Source organism: Streptomyces sp. GMY02 (assembly GCF_019056675.1).
Lineage (GTDB): Bacteria > Actinomycetota > Actinomycetes > Streptomycetales > Streptomycetaceae > Streptomyces > Streptomyces odonnellii.
Genome location: NZ_CP077658.1, coordinates 6,046,504 through 6,059,026 on the forward strand (window position 1 = coordinate 6,046,504; position 12,523 = coordinate 6,059,026).

Here is a 12,523-nt window from a genome sequence, read left to right on the forward strand (position 1 = left end):
GCGGGCCAAGAACGTCAAGGCCAGCAGCATCCCGTGCAACGCGGCTTTACCCGGCGTCACGTTGTTGGGACAGTAAGTGAACTCTCTTTGCGTCAAGATCAGTTCACACAAGACCCGCACAACCGGCCGACGACCCGCCGCAGCCTGGAACAGTGGGAGCCATGGACAGCACACCTGCCGCCGGTGAGAACATCTCGGTACTGCGCAAGGCCCGCGGAATGGGCCAGACGAAACTGGCCCGTCTGTCCGGGATTTCGGTTTCGTATCTGAGCAAGATTGAGAACGGCAACCGCCCGGCGACGCCCCCCGTGGTCGCGGCCCTCGCCAAGCCCCTGCGCGTATCGACCGCACGGATCTACGGGCAGCCCTTTCTCGGCCTCACGGAACAAGCCGATCTGCTCAATGATCTCCGGGACGCTGTTCGACGACACACTCTTCCCAGGGAAGACACTCCGGCCCCCGAGGAGTTGGCGGAGGGACTGCGCAGGGCCGCTCGGCTGCGGTCGGACACGAAGTACCTCGAACTGCTGCGGGAGTTGCCGACACTGCTCGGGCAGGCCACAGCCACAGCACTCGATGCCGGGGGAGACGCACTCGCTTGGGGGCAGCTCGCTGACCTGTACGGCTGCGCATACACAGTGACACATCGCTTTGTGCAGCCCGATTTGGCTGACATCATCGTTGCTCGGCAACAGTGGGCGGCACAAAGGACATGGAACCCTGCCGCCGAGGCAGCCGCCGCCTGGAACGAAGCGGGAACGTACCAGAGTGCCGGTGCATATGAAGACGGCTTGGCGATCGTCGAGCGGGCTCTAGGCCAGTACAGGGGCGGGCGAAGCAGCGGGCCTGAATCGGTCGTCGTTCTTGGATCACTGCATCTGCGTGGGGTTGTGCTCGCCTCGCGGCATCGGGACAAGAATGCGACCGAAGAGCACCTTCGGCACGCCAAGCGATACGCCTCTCAGATTGACGGGGACGTGCTGATGCACAACCTCACCTTTGGCGTGGGCAATACGGCCCTGTACGAACTCGCGGCTCACGTCGAACTGGACCAGCCGAACAAGGCCGTGGAGATGTCGACCACGCTTGTTGAGGAGCCGCCCCCTGGGCTGAAGCCGAACCGGCTCGGGCGACTCTTTATCGACCTTTCGCGGGCCCGGCTGGCGGTGAAGGATGTGTCAGGAGCGGAGGAGGCGCTTAAGGCCGCCTTCCGGGTGTCGCCGCAGATGGCGGAGATTCACCCGATGAGCCGCGAGGTCTTGCGGGTGCTGTTCGTCATGCACCAGCGCGCCCGGCCTGATCTTCTGACCATGGCCGAACGCGCTGGTCTCACCGCGTGAAGGCTGTCGCGAGTTCGCGTGACTCTGAGGCGAGCATGGCGGCAGCCGACTCCAAGGCGTCATAGCTGTCAACGTAGTTCGTGCCATTCAGGTGTGCGGCGAGCTTCCCGATGCCACGCTCGCAGCGGTAGCGCACGGCCCTCCCCGTGACGCCCTGAAGTGCTCCGGACTCGTCGTCCGGTAGGTCCGCGCCGAAGCGCAGAACGAGGGCCTGGCGCTCGCCGATGGAAAGAGGAGCTGTTGCCCAACCCCGCCGGATGTCGGCGAGGTGGGCGAACAACGTTCCCGCGGCCTTTGCGTCGACGCTGCCCTTGGGCATGTCCGCGTCCGGAGCGATGGGGCTGCGGATGCCGTACGCCGCCTCCGGGTCCCACACCGCTGTTAGAAGGTGCTCGACGAGGCGTCGGTCGTAGGTCATAGGCCGCTTCTTTCGACCGCATGCCGGGCAGCCTCGTATGAGATATGCCCAGTTCGGCGCTTCGCCTCCGTCAGCCATCGGTCGCGCAGCCGCTGAGACATCCAGCGGTGCAGCATGCCGGCACCTGCTTCCGCGAGAATGCGACGCACCTCGCTGGCTCGTTCCGCAGTCACCATGACCGCTTCCTGGAAGGCGTCCTCGTACTCCAAGGTCAGGCCGTAGTCCCGGGCGAACCCGCGGGCAACGGCCTGGGCGACGCGCTCGACCTGCGGCTCGGCGAGGACGGACCAGTCGACTGCCGTTGCGGCTTCGGCTGGTTCGACATGACCGAGTTGCGTGGTCATCGGACCACCTCCTTGACCGGCACCTCGCCGTCCTTGGTCACAGCGACGACCAGGCCCGGCGCTCCGGTGGTGCCCCGGGAGTGCCGCCACCAGGTTGATTCGCTCTCCATGGCCGGTGGCTGGATGAAGGTGCGGGGACCGTCCGTGTCGACGAACTCGTGATGCAGGTGCCCAGCGATCAGAAGGTCCGCTTGGTGCATCGCGCTCGCCTTGTTGAATGCCTGGCCCTTCCACCATTCGAAGTGCTTGCCAGGGCGCCACTGGTGGCCGTGGGCGTGGGCCACGACGGTGCCGGAGCAGTCGACGACGACCGTCAGTTCATCCGTGTCGGGCACGTAGCACTCGACGTGGCCGTAGAGGTCCGGATTCAGTTCTAGGGCGTCGCGCACAGAGATCAGGGCTTCGGTGTCGTGGGAGTCGTCGTATCTCGTCACGCCCCGGCCCGCGAAGCGCACCGCCTCGCCGTGGTTGCCTGGCACTGCCGCCATGGTGAGCCTCTGCGCAAGCGGAGCCATGGTCATCGCGCCATGCAGCATCACTCGGCGGGTGAGACGGATCTGTTCGGTAAGGGTGAGCTGGGTCCGCCACGCGTTCGCCCCGCCCTGTGACTGGAAGCCCTCGACGTGATCGCCGAGCCAGGCCAGGTGCACGTGCCCGATGCCGAACCGTCTGCGATAGACCTCCAGCAACTCGGCCGTCTGGTTCAGGCAGTCGATCGTGCGTTGAAGGGTGCCGGCCGGGCCGTCTCCATCGAGCTTGCCGAACTGCATGTCGCCGATCGCGACAACGAGAGTGTGATCGCCCTGGGGCAGCCCGCCCGCAGGCCAGCGAGGCTCGTACACCTCGACGGCTTCGAGCAGCTCGGTGATGTCCGGGCGTTCGTCGTCCGGAGCGATCACGCTGCGGGCGAAGGAGAAGCGAGTGCTCAGCCCGGTCTCCCCGTTGGGCATCGTCCACTCGGAGGAGCGGAAGCCCTTTACCTCCCACTCGGCCGGGTCGAGCCCCTGCGAGCGCAGGACGGTGGCCGCGGTGCCCTTCGGGTTCATCCCGGCCGGACCTCGGACGGTGACCTCGGCAGCGTCCCCGGCCACCTCGATCTGCCGGGTAAAGTCGCGGTCAGGGTCGGTCTGTCGGGCCGGTACGGAGGGGCCCACGGGCTTGGAGAGAAGCTCGTCGAGCAGGGTGTCACTCAAGCGTGGTCGCTCTCTTCCTGGCGCAGTCGGCGCCGGTACGTGCGGATGGTGGATGCGGACACGTGATGCCCGTAGCGGTCGAGGATCCAGACGAGATCCTCGGCGGCCGTACCCTCAAGGAGGTGCCGCTCGAACGCTTCTCGCTCGCGTTCGCCGAGGGCCTCCCAGATCTGCTGAAGTCGGGGTCCCGGATTGCCTGGCAAGGCCCCGCTCACGGGGCCGCCTGGTCGAGCGACTCGACCGCCGCGACGGCGACCGCTGCGAGACGGACCAGGCCGGAGCGGTTGTGCTCCGGGTCGGTCTCGGCGAGCGCGCCGAACGCGGCAGCCAGGACGGCGGAGTCCCAGCCGGAGGTCTCCGCGAGCGTGCGGCTGTGCTCGATGGCACGCCATCGGTTGGACTGGCGCTGGTGATACGCCTGTCCCTTCGCTGGGCGCTCGCCTCCCGCGACCGGCAGGTGCCGGGTGCCGAGCACCTTGCGTGCGGCTTTCACCTCTGCCAGGACGGCCGTGGTCGGATCGGCCTTGCGTGCCGACTGCTTCGTCGGCGTCGTCTCGGTCAACTCACCATCTCCTTGCTCATCAGGCTGTACAGGGTTTCGGCTCCGCCCCGCATATAGGTCTCGGTCACGTCACCGCCGCGCAGGCGGATGCCTTTAGCGCGCCGCAAGGCCCGGCAGATCCTGTTGGTGAGTTCGGCGCCCGAGTCATCGGGGTCGCCCCACACCCAGATCTTCGAGAACCCGGCGAGCATCCGGCGGTGCCGGCCGAGCCAGAGCGCGGCTCCGGGGATGGCGACGGCGTGGAAGCCGACTTTGCGAAGGATGATCCGGTCCAGCTCGCCTTCGGTGACGTGGATTTCCTCACCGGCCGCGTGAATGGAGTCGACGCCGTACATGCGGGGCGGGTCGTCTTTGACGGTGTAGTACTTGCCGTGCCCGAGGGCCCGGTGATCGTGCTCTTCCAGGCAGCGGAACCGGATTGTCAGCGGCTGGCCGTTGCGGTCGAGGTAGGGGATCGAGAGCATCCCCCGGTAGCGGGCGTGACCGGGGGCGGGGTCAGCGACGACGCCAAGCCGGAACGTATCCGCCTCGGCTGGCCCGATCCCGCGAGCGAGAAGGTACCGAGCGGCGTCTGCCGTAAGCGCTGCCTGATAGGTGCTCGTCGCCTCCTCCAGCGTCGCGCACTGCGAGGGCGAGAGAGGCCGCAAGGGATTTCGCTCCGACAAAGGTGGTCGGCTCCTTTTCCATGATCAGTTCGTAGCTGTCTCCGCCCTTGTGGCAGGAGTGGCACTTCCACACCTGCCGGTCGAGGTTGTAGGAGAGTGAGGGGGTGTTGTCCTGGTGCAGGGGGCAGCGGGCCATGCCGTAGGACCGGTGTGGGTTGAAGCCGACCTCGTAGTGTTCGAGCACTGCTTCCAAGGTCGGCCTCGTGCCGTCCTCGTCGTCGAAGGTGCGGCGCCCCGGGTGGCCAAACCTCACGGGAGCATCCAATCCAGGTCGCGCGTGTTGATGTCGAAGAACTCCTCTTTGGCGAGGAGGAGTTCAGCGTCGAATTCGGTCATGCGACCCGCCGGCCCCTGAAGCAGTCGCTCTCGCTGTCCCAGCCCAGCTCGGTCAGACCGTCCGGTTCGTTGGTCTCGTCCAGGAGTTCGGCCAGCTCGCGGGCCAGTCGCCTGTGCTCGGCGATTTCCTCGAAGAGCCTCATGCCGCCTCCGGTGGCAAGTCGAAATACTCCTCGACGGTGGTCAGGACGTACGCCCGGCGCCAGCTCGCTCCCCGGCGGCGGACGATCACGATCACGTCCACGTCCTTCGGCTCCAGGCCACGGTGGAGCGCGAAGTTGTCGCGCTCCCGGACGGCCTCTTTGATGAACGCGCCCGGCTCGAAGGCGGCGTTCTTGGCCTCGATGACCAGGTGTCGGCCGTCGTCCCAGCGCACGACGTGATCGCCCTCGTCGTCCTTGCCGACCAGCCGCAGCCGTTCGATGTCGACCCTGGCCTCTCGGAGCCGGTCGCGGATTTCCGCTTCCCAGTCCGCACCCCTCCGCTTGTTCCTGCGGTTCCGCGCTGCTACGTCGTTCAACTCTTACAATCCTCACTGCCTCAAGGCGTCGAGCGGCGACCACGCGCGGGCCGCGGGCTGGGATGGGAGGCGGGGTTCCAGCTTGGAGAACCTCGTGGTCTCCGGATGGCACCGCAGCGTCGCGTACCGACGCGCGGTCGGGTCACTCGGGCCCATCCTTTGTTTGATCACAGCGATCTTGAATTCGAGCGAAGTCGGGTCGAGCGCGACGGAGAGCGACAGCTCGGGCTTCTCGCTCAGGCCACCCTTCACCTGGTCCCGGCTGGGCGGGGTCCACGGATCGCTCTTGGCTTCCCATGACTTGTCGGATGCGTGATGGAGGACAATGACCGTGGCCTCGGTGGCACGAGCCAGCTCAGCCAGCCCGCTCATCACCGCCATCTGCTCGTTGTAGTCGCTCTCGGCGCCCTCGAAGTCCATCAAGTTGTCAAAGACCAGCACGGCCGGATACGCGTTCCACAGCTCGACGTACGCTTCCAGTTCCTCGTCGACGGCCCGCCAGGTGATCGGCGAGCCGAACGAGAAGGTGATCCGGCTACCACTCAGCGCGTTGAGGTACGTCTCGCGGTACCGGCCGCCCTCGGCCATCCCCGCCTCGACCATCTCGGTCGTGTCGCCGGTCGCCAGGCTCGCGAGTCGGGAGGACGCAGTGAAGGCACTCATGTCAGCGCTGAAGTACAGCGTCGGCAGGTTCATGCTGGCGACCCAGAACAGGGCCAGCCCGGACTTCTGGGTGCCGCTTCGGCCAGCGATCATCACGACTTCGCCGTGCCGGGGCCGGCAGCCGAGGTTGTAGAGCGCGTCGAACGCCTCGACGCGAGGAAGTTCCTTGCCCGACTCCGAGTGCAGAGTCAGGGACCTTGCAGGGGTGAGCACTCCGCGGTGCCTCCTTCCATCGGTGAAGCCGGGGGCGGCCAGGGCGACCGCCCCCGTACTGGCCACTGCTCAGTCGAAGTCGGGAGCGTCCGTCACGGCCGCGTCGACCGCCGCGTCCCGCTGAGAGGCATAGGTGACGACCTGATTGCGAATGCCCGGGTCGGTTATCTGCCTCCAGACCCACGCCGGGTGCGCGCCCGGCTTTGTCGCGGGTACTTGCGCCACGGTGACTAGGACGGCACCGCCGACGACGGTTTCGAGATCGCGGGCAAGAACGGTCTGCTCGATGCGCTGCCCCTTCGAGACCTCGGGCGCGAGCCTTTCGAGCTGTTCCGGGGTCTTGAAGACGGTCACATCACACAGAACTGAGTCCTTCGGTCCGTTGGGCGTCGGCCGCTGCCGGTCGAATGCCTTGACCTCCACGAGAATCGCGACCGCATCGGCTACTTCCTTTGGCTTGAACCAGCCACCGTTAGCGGTTGGGATGTCCATGAGGTTCAGGGGCACTACTGGTCTCCACTCTGTCGGTGAACGGGGTACGGGTGGTGCTGCGCGGGAGCGCGGAGTATGAGCGAGCCCGCTGCGATATAGGCGGCTACAGCCGCACTGAGGATGCGGCGGGCCATTACGAACCCTTGAGGGCCCGACCGCGCGCCTTCCAGACGTCCATGACTGCCTGGTCGCCGAAGGCGGTCTGGTTCGTCGCCCACAGCCGCCGCAGCTCGTCCGTGTTCTTGCAGGCCGCGATCTGCTCAAGTACCGCGCTGACCGTCGACTGCGCGGCGGCTGGGGTCGCCTCTGCCGCCTTCCCCGCGGCGGTGGGCTCCGGGGTGGTCTGGGGCACGATCTGTGCGTTCAGCCCCTTCACCACGGTTGTCGTGCTCTGCGCGATCTGGCCGGCCTCGACGACGAGTTCGTGTAGCGAGAGACTCGCCACACTATTACCATCGAGGCTGAAAAAATCCGTGATGTCCTTGCGGACCTCGACCGGGCTGCCGCGAAATACGGCCCACGAGTCGTCATGGCCCCGGCCGTACTTGATGGTGACGGTGGTAGATCGGCCTTCGTTGGCCACTCGCTGCGCCCCTCTCTGTTCTCGCCGCGCGGACTCTGCGGCCATTGCCACACTATCTCAATCGTCGAGCAGAAGCTAGCGTTGGTTGAACTGAACCAGGGCACCCTTCGCGGATCGCATCCGGCGGAGGTCCAGCGCCAACCGCGCGGCCTCCCAGCCGAGGCGGAGATCCGCCCAGTACAGGGTGCAGCGCGCTTCCCCGGCGGGCAGGTGGATGATGATGCCCCAGTCCTTGTTCACGGCCGGGACGGGGGCGTACGCGGCGGATGCCACGTTGGCCGGCACCACCGACTTCTTCCAGGCCGCGAGCGCCTTCTTGTCACCGTCGTCCACGGGGCACAGCGTGTGGTCGTACAACTCTCCGCGCGAGTAGACGGCGAGCTGGGCTGCCATCTTCAGGCGGCCGTGCCGCACCGATCCGGTCTTCAGGTCGCCGATGAACAGGCCCTCGATGTGCTCTCCGTCGGGGCCGGGCCCGGAGTACCGGAGCATGCGGTCGAACGTGCCCCCCGCTCCGAGTTCATCGACCACGACGAACTGTTCGACCGCCACCACGTCGAAGTCGACGGTCTCCACCTTGTAGGCGGCCATGTCCGCAACGTCGCTCGGCGAGCTGCTGGCGGGCAGCTCCTCGCCTCGGTCGACGTACTCCGACAGGGCGTGCAGGTGAGTGCCTCTCTTCCGCTTCACGCTGGCCCCTGCGAGGTCGGCCGCCTGTTCGGCGAGGGTGTTCAGGCGACGCTTGTCACTCGCGTCGTCCGGGTCGAGTTGCCTCACCATGTCCAGGAGGGCGGGGCGCCTCGCGGTCCCCATCAGTGTCATGCGTTGGCGCCAGTCGGACAATGCCGACTTGTCTTCGATGCAGTCGATGAACGTGGTGGTACGGGTCAGGCTCCGCGGCTTCCCTCCGCCCTTCGGGACGACCAGGGGGCGACCCCATCCGTCGCGGGGGACGCTCGGACTCGGGGTCGGTAGCTCTTTCAGGTCAAGCGGCACTCTCGGTACCTCCGGATGGTCAGGCGATGGACTTCAAGTAGAGACGAATGGAGTCGTCCGGCAGGACTTCCGGCTCACAATCGTCTTGGTCGAGCAGGCTCAGGCCCAGAGCTTCGGCGGCCCGAAGGACTTCGGTGAGGTCCTCCGTCGTGTGGTCGGGGCTCGCCGTGATGTGGAAGTCGAGCTGCTCCTCGTCGACGTAGAGCGTGACACCCGGGCGACAGATCAGCCGAGCAGTCCTCGGCTGGTCGACAGTCCCGGAGTCCGCCCCACGGCCGTGCGTCATGCACTGGCTCCTCTCCCTCACCGACGCGTCCCCAGCCCCGGCGTTCGTTCGATTCCTGTTCCCTAGTTGTCTCGCCTGTCGAGGACGGCAAGGTCAACCCTTTCAAAAACTACCGGAAGCATCCCCTCCGCCTAGTGCCGTATGGGAGGGGTTGACGCTCCGCCTCGGGTACGACGAAGCCCCAGGGATGTCATCCCTGGGGCTGATTTCGGTGCAACGAGAAAGGGCCCCGCAGCGGGGCCCTTTCAGTCTTCCGTCTTCACCTCGGCCGCTTTCCCTTTCGCCTTGAGTTCCTTCGGCGCGCGAATCAGGTCAGTGTCCGTCTCTTCGCGCGGCACGAGAAAGAAACCGGCCTCGGTGTCGGGGTCGTAGTAGACGACCCGGTTCTTCTCTTCCAGCGTCGCCTTCCAGTTGTCGAGGCGTTCTCGCTGGTCAGGCTTAAGTTCGTGCCCCGCTCGACTCCGCGCTTCATAACGCAGCATTGTCAGCGGATACTTCCAACGGTGCTTAGTGTCGACAGCCCACGGAATCAAGTCTGTGTCCCTGGTGATCTGCCGATCGAGTCCCTGGCGGTGTCGAAAGGTTGCCCACATTGAGGTGGTCGTTTCAATGCCGTACTTCTCAAGGTACTTCGCGACAATCCAGGAGTAGGACTTGCCCTCCTCGATCCAGCGGACGGCTTCGCCCGTGTTCTGTACCTTGGACCTGGCCGGCATGTCGTCCTTCCCTTGATGGCGTCGTCAAGCAGCGTGAATGGGATGGTCCGATCACGCTGGCTCTACTGTGCCATGTAAGAGTTGAGCCCGTCAAGCAGAGACCAGTGAGCAGGTGTAAGGGTTGTGCTCGTCGAAGTGAAAGTTCGGGTGTGCGACACGTGCAAGCGTGTCGGGGTGCCCACCAAGAAGTACACCATTACAGACGACGATGGCCGCGCGGGCGAAACCGACCGGTGCATCGACCACGCGGAAGCGTTCGAGGGGGTGCTCACCGAGTCCCGGCCGGAGGACACCCCCGCTTCGCCTGCACCCGCCGCCAAGGCCACGGTGAAGAGGGCCCCGGCGAAGAAGACCGCTGCCAAGAAGGCCCCGGCGAAGAAGGCCCAGGCGAAGAAGTCTGCGTCTCGCGGGCACAGCAAGACGCCGGAGATGACGATCGACGAGATCAACGCCGCCAAGGCGGCCGGCAAGGCGTAACGACGAGAAGCCCCCGCCAGCCAAGCGGGCCAGCGGGGGCTTCGAGCTACTCTGCGTCCTCGGAGTCGTCCGGGACGACCACGCCGAGCGCGGTCAGGAACTGCACGATCACGGCCACCTCGGGCTGGTCAGTGAAGACGACGGCCCCGATGCTGACGAGGACGCCTAGAGCGGCTATGACGGCTCCCACTCTGGTGCGATAGCGCACCGGGAGAGCGTTCACAACGGCCGCGATCGGGCCGCGGATCTTGCTCACTTGCGTCCCGCCTCCTTCTGAAGCTCCTTGAAACCGCTCGGTCCGATCGCAGGGTCGTATGACTTTCCCTTACTCCGGTACTTGGGGTTCTTGTTGTGGAAGCGTCCTACGGCCTTCTGGGTCTCGGGCCCGTACAGATCGGTCACGGAGCCTGGAATCGGGCCGTAACCAGCCTTGATGAGGAGCTGCTGAAGCTCCTTCACCTGCTTGTGCCGAGCACCGGGCTTCACGGCGGATGCCAGTGCGACGATGGCCGAAGCGGGCTTCGCCGGGGCGCTCGGCTTGGCAGGCTTCGGGGCCTGCTTCTTCCATGCCGGGTCAGCGGATGTGATGCCCTCGGCGAAAGCCGGGTAGCCGTATCCGAACACGTATGTATCCCGGCGCTTCCGCTTCTTCAGATAGACGCCGTCACCCTCGGCGGAGCCGTTCGCGTTGGTGTTGCCTTCCACCGTGTAGATGTAGGTGTCGTCGTAGTTGTAGACAAGGCCGGTGTGCGATCCGCCTCCCGAGCCGTAGAAGACCTGGGCCCCCACCGCCGGATATGCGCTGAACCGCTTGCGCTGCTTGAACCAGGCCACCCCGCTCTCGCACGAAGCCGTACGCGGGTACAGGCCAGCGAGGCCGGCCTTCATCGCGCACCACGAAACGAACGTGGCGCACCAGGGCTGGAAGTCACTCCACTCCAGTCCGGGGACCTGATCCGAATACTTCTGGTTGTTGTTCCAGTGGCCGGACTTCTGGCCTTCTCGGTAGCCGTTCTCGGCCTTGGCTATGCCGATGATCTTCTGGGCTTCGCCCATGCTTTTGCTCCTTAGGACACACGAAAGGCCCTGCCACCGTGTGTGGCAGGGCCAATGAGAATGGGGCTAGTTGGCTATGTGCTCGTCCAGTCGTTCGGCGACGGCGAGGCGTTCGGCGCGTTCGTGCGCCAGCTCGGTGCGCAGGGCGGTGATGCTGCGGCTGTGCTCGGCCTGGCCTTCGAGTACGCGGCCGAGGTCCGCGAGGACTCGGTCCAAGTCGTCGCGGAGATTCGTCGAGTGGGTGTTGACGACCTGCTCACGGGCTTCCTGCGCGTGCTCGGCAACTTCGGCGATGGTGCTGCCCTGGCGGCGCAGCAGCTCGACCAGGACGCCGAATCCAGCGGCAACGATCATTCCGCCCGCCGAGACGGCAGCGACTTGAACGGAGGGGTCGAGACTCACTGCCTCAGCTCTTCGACGAGGGCCTCCAAGCGCTCGATCCGCTTCGCCTGGTTTTGGACGACAGGCAGGAGCGCCACCCCGAGGAGGTCGTACCGAAGGGCGTCGACTATGCCGTTCTCGTCTCGGGTGACGATCTCCGGGAGATGCTCGGCGACTTCCTCAGCGATCAGGCCGAACTCGTTCCGCTGATAGTCGTCCGAGCCCTCCTTCGGGCGCCGGTCGTAGATCCGCGGGCGCAGTGCAAGGACGGCCTTGGGGGCGATGCCGTGGTCCCGCACGTTCTGCTTGAACCTGAGCGAGCTGGTGTTCCGCGCGAAGGTTCCGTCCCCCTGCACCCATACGGCGTAGTACGTGCCCGAGCCGCTCACACTGTCGTTGTGAACCCGCTTGGTGCCGTTGGCCCAAGAGATGGTGTCGCCCGCTTCCAGATACGAACCGTGGGAGTGTGAACTCGGCGCGAAGGTAGAGGGGCGGCCCGTGATGGACGACCACGAGTGCGAGTGGGTGACGGGCGGAAAGGTCGTCGGCTTCCCCGATACCGCTCCCCAGTCGTGCGTATGGCTCGATGGCGGAAAGGTCGTCGGTTTGTCGGTGAGATCGCTCCAGCCATGAGAGTGCGCTGCGGGGGCGAAGGCCGTGGGACGGCCGGAGATGTTCGACCACGTAACCGTGGGCGCGAGGTCGGCCCAGGCCGCGCCATCCCAGTACTCCCACGCCTTCGTGGTCCGGTTGAGTCCGAGCTGACTGACGCGAGGAGTGGCCGGCCGAGTGTTCGTGGTCCACGTGCCGACGCGTGAGCCGGAATAGCGTCGCCCCTCAATGATGGCGTCAGCCGCAACGTTCGTGACACCGGGCGAAACTCGGACGAGGCCGAGTGACAACTCGTAGATGCCGGTGTCGGTCTGTGTCACATCGATCGCTTCGCCACCGGCCACCCCCTCCAGAACCGTCAGGGCGATGCTGTTCGCGGTGGGATCGAGCCGGAGCACCACGCGATCCCGGCGCTCCGAGCTGTCGGCTGCCGCGATATCGAGTGGCTCGATGCCCGTGGAGAAGAAGGCGTGCCCGCGCAGAATTGCGAAGCCGGGCTGCACGAAGACCTTCATGCCGGACCCGTCCGCGAAGACTTTGAGATCGGTGCTTTCCGCCGACCCGACGACTCCCGAGTCCTGAAATTCGCGGAAGAGGCGGCTGTACTGGGATTCGGTCGCGGCCTGCCCATCGAAGGGGTACGAGCTTTTTGCCACTAAGCAGTTCCTTT

Annotated in this window: 21 protein-coding genes; 2 read left to right on the forward strand and 19 right to left on the reverse strand. The window is 65.8% G+C overall.

The genetic code is table 11. From position 1 onward, the window contains the following. Positions 1 to 161 precede the first annotated feature (161 nt). Positions 162 to 1,340, forward strand: a complete 1,179-nt coding sequence (locus KQY30_RS25655; RefSeq protein ID WP_217308859.1) for a helix-turn-helix domain-containing protein — start codon at positions 162 to 164, stop codon at positions 1,338 to 1,340. Here KQY30_RS25655 and KQY30_RS25660 read toward each other — a convergent pair. From KQY30_RS25660 to KQY30_RS25730, 15 genes are all read right to left on the reverse strand, one after another. After that, entirely contained in the window at positions 1,330 to 1,758 is a 429-nt protein-coding gene (locus KQY30_RS25660; RefSeq protein WP_217308860.1) for a hypothetical protein, read from the reverse strand. The genes KQY30_RS25655 and KQY30_RS25660 overlap by 11 nt on opposite strands. Further along, a complete protein-coding gene (locus tag KQY30_RS25665; protein ID WP_217308861.1) occupies positions 1,755 to 2,102 on the reverse strand; it encodes a hypothetical protein in 348 nt (115 codons plus the stop codon). Before KQY30_RS25665 ends, KQY30_RS25660 begins: the two co-directional genes overlap by 4 nt. Next, positions 2,099 to 3,295, reverse strand: coding sequence for a hypothetical protein (locus tag KQY30_RS25670; RefSeq protein ID WP_217308862.1), 1,197 nt, complete (start codon positions 3,293 to 3,295; stop codon positions 2,099 to 2,101). The genes KQY30_RS25665 and KQY30_RS25670 overlap by 4 nt, the downstream gene beginning before the upstream one ends. After that, positions 3,292 to 3,510, reverse strand: a complete 219-nt coding sequence (locus KQY30_RS25675; RefSeq protein WP_217308863.1) for a hypothetical protein — start codon at positions 3,508 to 3,510, stop codon at positions 3,292 to 3,294. The genes KQY30_RS25670 and KQY30_RS25675 overlap by 4 nt, the downstream gene beginning before the upstream one ends. After that, a complete protein-coding gene (locus KQY30_RS25680) occupies positions 3,507 to 3,857 on the reverse strand; it encodes a hypothetical protein (protein WP_217308864.1) in 351 nt (116 codons plus the stop codon). The genes KQY30_RS25675 and KQY30_RS25680 overlap by 4 nt, the downstream gene beginning before the upstream one ends. Next, complete coding sequence (locus KQY30_RS25685) at positions 3,854 to 4,321, reverse strand: toprim domain-containing protein (protein WP_217308865.1); 468 nt, start codon at positions 4,319 to 4,321, stop codon at positions 3,854 to 3,856. The genes KQY30_RS25680 and KQY30_RS25685 overlap by 4 nt, the downstream gene beginning before the upstream one ends. Positions 4,322 to 4,352: 31 nt before the next feature. Further along, positions 4,353 to 4,658: a CHC2 zinc finger domain-containing protein gene (locus KQY30_RS25690; RefSeq protein WP_217311321.1), complete on the reverse strand. Its 306-nt coding sequence runs from the start codon at positions 4,656 to 4,658 to the stop codon at positions 4,353 to 4,355. A 196-nt stretch (positions 4,659 to 4,854) separates the two neighbouring features. Further along, positions 4,855 to 5,001, reverse strand: a complete 147-nt coding sequence (locus KQY30_RS25695; protein WP_217308866.1) for a hypothetical protein — start codon at positions 4,999 to 5,001, stop codon at positions 4,855 to 4,857. Next, positions 4,998 to 5,378 carry a hypothetical protein gene (locus tag KQY30_RS25700; RefSeq protein ID WP_217308867.1) on the reverse strand — a complete coding sequence of 127 codons (381 nt, stop codon included), beginning with the start codon at positions 5,376 to 5,378 and terminating at the stop codon, positions 4,998 to 5,000. The genes KQY30_RS25695 and KQY30_RS25700 overlap by 4 nt, the downstream gene beginning before the upstream one ends. Positions 5,379 to 5,390: 12 nt before the next feature. Next, positions 5,391 to 6,254, reverse strand: coding sequence for an AAA family ATPase (locus tag KQY30_RS25705; RefSeq protein ID WP_217308868.1), 864 nt, complete (start codon positions 6,252 to 6,254; stop codon positions 5,391 to 5,393). Between the two features lie 69 nt (positions 6,255 to 6,323). Next, on the reverse strand, positions 6,324 to 6,746 hold the full coding sequence (locus KQY30_RS25710) for a hypothetical protein (RefSeq protein WP_254407324.1): 423 nt from the start codon (positions 6,744 to 6,746) through the stop codon (positions 6,324 to 6,326). A gap of 133 nt (positions 6,747 to 6,879) precedes the next feature. Next, positions 6,880 to 7,329 carry a hypothetical protein gene (locus tag KQY30_RS25715; protein WP_217308870.1) on the reverse strand — a complete coding sequence of 150 codons (450 nt, stop codon included), beginning with the start codon at positions 7,327 to 7,329 and terminating at the stop codon, positions 6,880 to 6,882. 75 nt (positions 7,330 to 7,404) lie between these two features. After that, a complete protein-coding gene (locus KQY30_RS25720; RefSeq protein ID WP_254407325.1) occupies positions 7,405 to 8,142 on the reverse strand; it encodes a hypothetical protein in 738 nt (245 codons plus the stop codon). 202 nt (positions 8,143 to 8,344) lie between these two features. Beyond that, positions 8,345 to 8,611 carry a hypothetical protein gene (locus KQY30_RS25725; RefSeq protein WP_217308871.1) on the reverse strand — a complete coding sequence of 89 codons (267 nt, stop codon included), beginning with the start codon at positions 8,609 to 8,611 and terminating at the stop codon, positions 8,345 to 8,347. A 245-nt stretch (positions 8,612 to 8,856) separates the two neighbouring features. Further along, the gene (locus KQY30_RS25730; protein WP_217308872.1) at positions 8,857 to 9,327 is read right to left on the reverse strand and encodes a cytochrome P450; all 471 of its coding nucleotides are present in this window, start codon (positions 9,325 to 9,327) and stop codon (positions 8,857 to 8,859) included. 123 nt (positions 9,328 to 9,450) lie between these two features. Between KQY30_RS25730 and KQY30_RS25735 the strand changes: the two genes are divergently transcribed. Beyond that, positions 9,451 to 9,804, forward strand: a complete 354-nt coding sequence (locus KQY30_RS25735; RefSeq protein ID WP_217308873.1) for a hypothetical protein — start codon at positions 9,451 to 9,453, stop codon at positions 9,802 to 9,804. Positions 9,805 to 9,850: 46 nt separating this feature from the next. Here the strand turns inward: KQY30_RS25735 and KQY30_RS25740 are convergent, their stop codons facing one another. From KQY30_RS25740 to KQY30_RS25755, 4 genes are all read right to left on the reverse strand, one after another. Further along, positions 9,851 to 10,060 carry a hypothetical protein gene (locus KQY30_RS25740; protein WP_217308874.1) on the reverse strand — a complete coding sequence of 70 codons (210 nt, stop codon included), beginning with the start codon at positions 10,058 to 10,060 and terminating at the stop codon, positions 9,851 to 9,853. Then, positions 10,057 to 10,860 carry a CHAP domain-containing protein gene (locus tag KQY30_RS25745; protein ID WP_217308875.1) on the reverse strand — a complete coding sequence of 268 codons (804 nt, stop codon included), beginning with the start codon at positions 10,858 to 10,860 and terminating at the stop codon, positions 10,057 to 10,059. Before KQY30_RS25745 ends, KQY30_RS25740 begins: the two co-directional genes overlap by 4 nt. A 66-nt stretch (positions 10,861 to 10,926) precedes the next feature. Continuing rightward, positions 10,927 to 11,262: a DUF2746 domain-containing protein gene (locus tag KQY30_RS25750; RefSeq protein WP_217308876.1), complete on the reverse strand. Its 336-nt coding sequence runs from the start codon at positions 11,260 to 11,262 to the stop codon at positions 10,927 to 10,929. After that, positions 11,259 to 12,509, reverse strand: coding sequence for a tail fiber domain-containing protein (locus KQY30_RS25755; RefSeq protein ID WP_217308877.1), 1,251 nt, complete (start codon positions 12,507 to 12,509; stop codon positions 11,259 to 11,261). The genes KQY30_RS25750 and KQY30_RS25755 overlap by 4 nt, the downstream gene beginning before the upstream one ends. Between the last annotated feature and the right edge of the window lie 14 nt (positions 12,510 to 12,523).

What these genes read in the sequence shown, in the direction of transcription:
- KQY30_RS25655 (WP_217308859.1), top strand. Translation starts at nt 162, where the DNA reads ATGGACAGCACACCTGCCGCCGGTGAGAACATCTCGGTACTGCGCAAG.
- KQY30_RS25660 (WP_217308860.1), bottom strand. Translation starts at nt 1,758, where the DNA reads ATGACCTACGACCGACGCCTCGTCGAGCACCTTCTAACAGCGGTGTGG.
- KQY30_RS25665 (WP_217308861.1), bottom strand. Translation starts at nt 2,102, where the DNA reads ATGACCACGCAACTCGGTCATGTCGAACCAGCCGAAGCCGCAACGGCA.
- KQY30_RS25685 (WP_217308865.1), bottom strand. Translation starts at nt 4,321, where the DNA reads ATGCTCTCGATCCCCTACCTCGACCGCAACGGCCAGCCGCTGACAATC.
- KQY30_RS25690 (WP_217311321.1), bottom strand. Translation starts at nt 4,658, where the DNA reads ATGGCCCGCTGCCCCCTGCACCAGGACAACACCCCCTCACTCTCCTAC.
- KQY30_RS25695 (WP_217308866.1), bottom strand. Translation starts at nt 5,001, where the DNA reads ATGAGGCTCTTCGAGGAAATCGCCGAGCACAGGCGACTGGCCCGCGAG.
- KQY30_RS25710 (WP_254407324.1), bottom strand. Translation starts at nt 6,746, where the DNA reads ATGGACATCCCAACCGCTAACGGTGGCTGGTTCAAGCCAAAGGAAGTA.
- KQY30_RS25720 (WP_254407325.1), bottom strand. Translation starts at nt 8,142, where the DNA reads ATGGGGACCGCGAGGCGCCCCGCCCTCCTGGACATGGTGAGGCAACTC.
- KQY30_RS25725 (WP_217308871.1), bottom strand. Translation starts at nt 8,611, where the DNA reads ATGACGCACGGCCGTGGGGCGGACTCCGGGACTGTCGACCAGCCGAGG.
- KQY30_RS25730 (WP_217308872.1), bottom strand. Translation starts at nt 9,327, where the DNA reads ATGCCGGCCAGGTCCAAGGTACAGAACACGGGCGAAGCCGTCCGCTGG.
- KQY30_RS25745 (WP_217308875.1), bottom strand. Translation starts at nt 10,860, where the DNA reads ATGGGCGAAGCCCAGAAGATCATCGGCATAGCCAAGGCCGAGAACGGC.